At 37.4% G+C, this 5,058-nt stretch carries 7 protein-coding genes; 6 read left to right on the plus strand and 1 reads right to left on the minus strand.

Features of this window, described 5'->3' with window-relative positions; genetic code table 11:
* Positions 1–193: hypothetical protein (locus ACY2RQ_RS18750; RefSeq protein WP_490114535.1), on the minus strand; the 193-nt coding region annotated here is incomplete at its 3' end.
* Positions 194–691: 498 nt separating this feature from the next.
* On the opposite strand from ACY2RQ_RS18750, the gene ACY2RQ_RS18755 reads away from it, so the two are divergent.
* The 6 genes from ACY2RQ_RS18755 to ACY2RQ_RS18780 all read left to right on the plus strand — a co-directional run bounded on the left by ACY2RQ_RS18755 (position 692) and on the right by ACY2RQ_RS18780 (position 5,015).
* Positions 692–1,045 (plus strand): hypothetical protein, encoded by a 354-nt coding sequence (locus tag ACY2RQ_RS18755; protein ID WP_490114536.1) that lies wholly within the window; start codon positions 692–694, stop codon positions 1,043–1,045.
* Between the two features lie 145 nt (positions 1,046–1,190).
* Complete coding sequence (locus tag ACY2RQ_RS18760; RefSeq protein ID WP_490114537.1) at positions 1,191–2,045, plus strand: type II restriction endonuclease; 855 nt, start codon at positions 1,191–1,193, stop codon at positions 2,043–2,045.
* A gap of 4 nt (positions 2,046–2,049) precedes the next feature.
* Positions 2,050–2,949 carry a DNA adenine methylase gene (locus ACY2RQ_RS18765; protein WP_490114538.1) on the plus strand — a complete coding sequence of 300 codons (900 nt, stop codon included), beginning with the start codon at positions 2,050–2,052 and terminating at the stop codon, positions 2,947–2,949.
* 75 nt (positions 2,950–3,024) lie between these two features.
* Entirely contained in the window at positions 3,025–3,795 is a 771-nt protein-coding gene (locus ACY2RQ_RS18770; RefSeq protein WP_490114539.1) for a hypothetical protein, read from the plus strand.
* A 163-nt stretch (positions 3,796–3,958) separates the two neighbouring features.
* Positions 3,959–4,444 (plus strand): hypothetical protein, encoded by a 486-nt coding sequence (locus ACY2RQ_RS18775; protein ID WP_490114540.1) that lies wholly within the window; start codon positions 3,959–3,961, stop codon positions 4,442–4,444.
* A gap of 103 nt (positions 4,445–4,547) precedes the next feature.
* Positions 4,548–5,015, plus strand: a complete 468-nt coding sequence (locus ACY2RQ_RS18780) for a hypothetical protein (RefSeq protein WP_490114541.1) — start codon at positions 4,548–4,550, stop codon at positions 5,013–5,015.
* Positions 5,016–5,058 lie beyond the last annotated feature (43 nt).

Consider the following 5,058-nt stretch of genomic DNA (forward strand, 5'->3'; position numbering starts at 1 on the left):
GGCTAAAAACATCGAAGTTCATTCCTTCGAGTCGCGCCGCTATAAAAATCTGTACTTTGTTTAAGCTCACCGCTTGCGGCGTTAAGTCTTGTGTCCATACATTCGTGCAGCCAGCCACAACCAAAGTGCGCACTTCGTATTGTGGTGCGGCACATTCAATGCAAACCGGGTAAGCACCTACAAGCGCATCCAAGTGACGCCTTCGGCGCACCTGATGCGGGCGTTATGTGCCAAACGTCAACGTCAAACCCAATAAGTTCAACCTTTAATTTTGTGCCTACGTCAAGCACGCACAGACTTGTTCAAACCAACAAAAGAAAGAATGTGCCAACAAACTTACTGGCCTTATCGAAAATGACAAAAATAGGGGTATCGGTTTCATCTGCTGGCAAAACGAGTTTCACCGGTGTTTTCAAACCAGAAAAATAAAGTCTGTGCCAACAAGTTCCACCTGCAAGTTTGTGTCAACAATTTCCTGCGGCATTTTGTTTGCAACTGGCAAGCACGACATCGTGCCAAACAAATATTATTTACCAACAAAGTCGCAACAAACTTATCGTACCAGCAGCTGCACATAACAAGCGCATCCAAGTGACGCCTTCGGCGCACCTGATGCGGGCGTTATGTGCTTCCAGACATCTAGATCATGCACAATCTAAAAAGAACAAATATTCTGTAGTAAGGAATTACAATGAGTTACAACATCGCAGTAGTTGATTTTAAATTGCCAGATGATTTTGAAGAGGCTGTTGCTCTTATAAATCCGATGACTGAGATTCACATTCCTGAAGTTAAAAATATCTTCCAAGAATTCCATGATGAAGCTACAAAAGTATTTCCATGCCTTTGCAGCCTACCAGATGAAGAGATAGACAATGGTGTTTGGTGTGATGGCCCTCTTATCGATAATTTCACCGTTGAAGCTCCTGTAATAGGCTTTTCATACTCAAAAGTCGAAGAGGCTCTGCCTGTCGTTGGCAACCTTGCTCTTGAAATGGGTTTATCTCTTCTCGACTGGCAAACAGGCAAGGTTTATAACCCATAAATCACATAACAAACATTCAGCATCAGGCACATAACAAGTAAATCCAGGTGACGCCTACGGCGCACCTGATTTAGGCGTTAGGCGCATCTACATATGCGTACATCTCCCGCTACACAGTAACGGCGTTACATGAGATAATGCCAATTTGAAATATAAATTAGTAATGCAAAATAAAATAGATTTTGAAAGCCAGTTAAAATCTTTTGTATCAGAACTGGAAAATCATATTACCACTGATGATGGTCAGTGGTCTATCAAAGGCTTTATCGACGTCTTTAAAAATGTATATACATTATCATCAGATACAAAAATAACATCAAAAATACTTGAGATACATTTATTCCCAAAGTTGATGGAGTTTGCCGAAAAAAACGGATATAAAATTGTTTTAGCGGAACATCAGAATTATTACCCTGACGTAACTTTTGTCAAAAAGGAAGATGAAAACATCCGCTTTGCTGTAGACTTTAAAACCAGCTACAGGGTTCCTGAGAAACCGTACTTATGCAATGGTTTTACCTTAGGCTCTCATGGAAAATATTTTGAGGATAGAGCATCAACAAAAAACATTCAGTTTCCATATGGATCATATTCTGGCCACTTTTGCTTAGGAATAATCTACGATAGAGCTGAAAACTCATCAATTGATGAAACCAAGACACATTCTTTAGATGGACTTAAATCAATCCCTTCGGTTATTAAAAACTTCCAATTTTTTGCCGTAGAGAAATGGTGCATTGCAAGTGATAAACGAGGAAGCGGAAACACTGCAAATATTGGCAGCATCAAGCGAATTGAAGATATTCTAAGTGGGAACGGAATGTTTTCTAAGCTTGGTGAGTCTTGGTTCGACGACTACTGGATGAACTACGGAAAAATCACTATTTCTGACGGGGAAAGTGGTACAAAAAAGATTCGTGACCTAAAATCGTTTGTCGAGTATCGTAAAGGTGATACTTCACTTGTCGTAATGCAAAACAACCGTAAGCCTAAGGGGTGAAATCTTGAAGGTAAATGTTCCACCAATTAAATCTCAAGGTATTAAAACAAAATTAGTACCTTGGATTAACAGCATTGTACCTGGCGATTTCAACGGGCGATGGATAGAACCGTTTATGGGTACAGGTGTTGTTGCCTTCAACTTAGCACCAAAACGAGCTTTGCTATGTGATACAAACCCTCATCTAATTAATTTTTACTCTGCCATCCAATCTGGCGAAATAACCCCCGAAGTAGTAAGAAATTATCTAGAAACTGAAGGGGGTAAATTATTAGATAAGGGGGAAGAACATTATTACTATATAAGAGAAAGATTTAATTCAGAGCACAACCCGTTGGATTTTCTCTTCGTTAATCGATCCGGCTTTAACGGGATGATTAGATTTAACAGAAAGGGTGGGTTTAATATACCTTTCTGTAGAAAGCCAAATAGGTTTGCTAAAGCATATGTAACAAAAATTACAAATCAAGTATCTTCTGTTTTTCAAATTCTTCAAACAAAGGATTTTGAATTTAAGTGCCAAGATTTTAGCAAAACCATTTCCGAGGCAAACCAAAGCGACCTGATATATTGCGATCCTCCTTACATTGATAGACATGTAGACTATTACAATGGATGGAATGGTGAGAATGAAAATTTGTTATACGAAGACCTAAAAAGAAGTCCTGCTAAGTTCATTCTATCTACTTGGCACCATAATGACTTTAGATCAAATGAATATATTGACGAGTTATGGTCTGGTTTCAATATTCTCACAAGAGAACATTTTTATCATGTTGGTGGTAGTGAAAAAAATAGGAATCCAATGATTGAAGCCATTGTTGTTAACTATTCAGCCACTGCAAATACAGCAGAAGCAGAATCAGAACAACTGTCTTTTTTATCAACTGGTGCAATGCAATAAAAAGCGCCTAACAAGTGCATCCAGGTGACGCCTACGGCGCACCTGATGCAGGCGTTAAATGCTTAAGGTAACAACGTGCAAAAAATCACACTAAGAATATTTGGAATTATAGGAATATTTATATTCCTTCCTCTTTTTCTATTTACATTTTCTGACCCACATTCAATTGAGAGGGTCGGAAAGCACTTTATTGAATCCAGATTGCATTTAGAGACTGAAAAAAAGATTGACTCAATAAAAATACCAACATCAAGCAAGCTAGGTTATTTTTTAAATAAGAAAGCTGGCAAAAAGCTAGAAGAATTGAAGCAGCGACTAAAAGATGATCTCCCTGCTGTACTGTCTACTCAGATAGCTAAAATGAGAAATCTTAGCTGTGAGTGCCGAATAGCATGGGAGAAAAAAATCATAAATTCTTTAAATATAAAAATAGCAACATTGGAAGCCGCCAAAAGTAAAATCAGTACTTTCACAGAAGCAAAGTACATGGAGATAGTTACAAAATTAACAGCAGATATAAGGATCTTCTTAGGCATTAGCAGCATTGTCTTTATACTTCTTACAGTTTTATCTTTTCTCAAACCAAGAGCACATCTTCAGCTGTTCGTTCCTGGGGTATTACTATTTATTTCAACGGCGTTTTGCTCGTATTTTTATATTTTTGAACAAAACTGGTTTATAACAATCTTGTACAATGATTATACTGGGTTCAGCTATCTTGGCTATTTGATTCTAGTATTTGGTGTACTCTGCGATGTAGCTTTCAATAAAGCCAGAGTAACGACTGAAATAGTTAATACCTTTTTCCAAGCAATTGGCCAAGCGGCAACGGCAGTTCCGTGCTAATCGCATTTAACAAGTGCATCCAGGTGACGCCTACGGCGCACCTGATGCAGGCGTTATGTGCTTATATTGAGTCAAACCGTCATCATTATCAAAATTTGTTATTATATGTAATTTAAAAATTTCTATAATGTAAAACTCACTTTAAAAATCGGTGAGTTTGGTTATGTCCAGTGTTAAACTTTTTTTAAAAGTCATCTCGCTATTTTCAATATCTTATTCTCTATATTCTCACTCTGAACAAATAACAGATTTCAATAAATTAAAAAATGACATTATTTCAGGAAAATTGGTAAATGCTGTAATTGAAGTCGAAAAATGCAAAGACTCACAGGATCCATCTAAGAGTCCAAATTCATACCTTAACAAAGGTTTTGATATACTACATGCAACATTTTCGTCTAACTTTGCAATTCATATTAAAACTACAGCAACAAGACAAGAAATGATTATATTCACTGGGAGTCCAAAGTTTGTTCATTATGATAGTAAAACAAGATCATCTTCAACATCATCGATAATTGAAGAGTTAGCAATCCGGGACGACCACTCTGTCTTTCTAACCGTTTCAGACAGCTTAGGAGCTGGTCTTTCAGCAACATTTAGATTTAATTGTGAATGGAATGCTCTAAAATTGCAGAGTATCTATTAAAACCGCACATAACAAGCGCATCCAGGTGACGCCTTCGGCGCACCTGATGCGGGCGTTACACGCACCCCATCAACATCGAGCAACAATAACAAGAAGATTTACAATGGATAATACATATAAAAACATCAGCACTGAAAAGAACACGAAGATAACAAAGCCAATGTCATTATGGTTTATACAACTACTTCTTATAGTGTGTATACTTTTATCAGGAATGTTCTTGGTCAACAGTTTTGAAATACTCATCAGTGGCAACTTCATCCCTCTATTCTTAGTATTATTTCTGCTTGCCTCAACAGTATTTATTACTTCAAACTTTAGTCTTTACGGGACAATAAAAAGAATAAATCTATCACGCTGGACATCTCTAGCCAGTTTAATTCTTATGGTGTGTTTTATATTATTAACCCCTGAACCGGCTGAACCGAATCCTTATCACCTAAAAATCGAGGAAGGGCCTGAACAGGTCGGCGCGCTGCTAGCCGAAATAACAAAGTGGGTTGTGCTGTTGTTCCTTGCCTATAAACTAGCATTATCAAATGATTACAAAGAATATTTTTCTAAAAAATAAAAAATGAAGAACGAATATAACTGCGTGTAACAAGTGCATCCAG

This window comes from Parendozoicomonas sp. 209JJ7-1 (assembly GCF_058147085.1).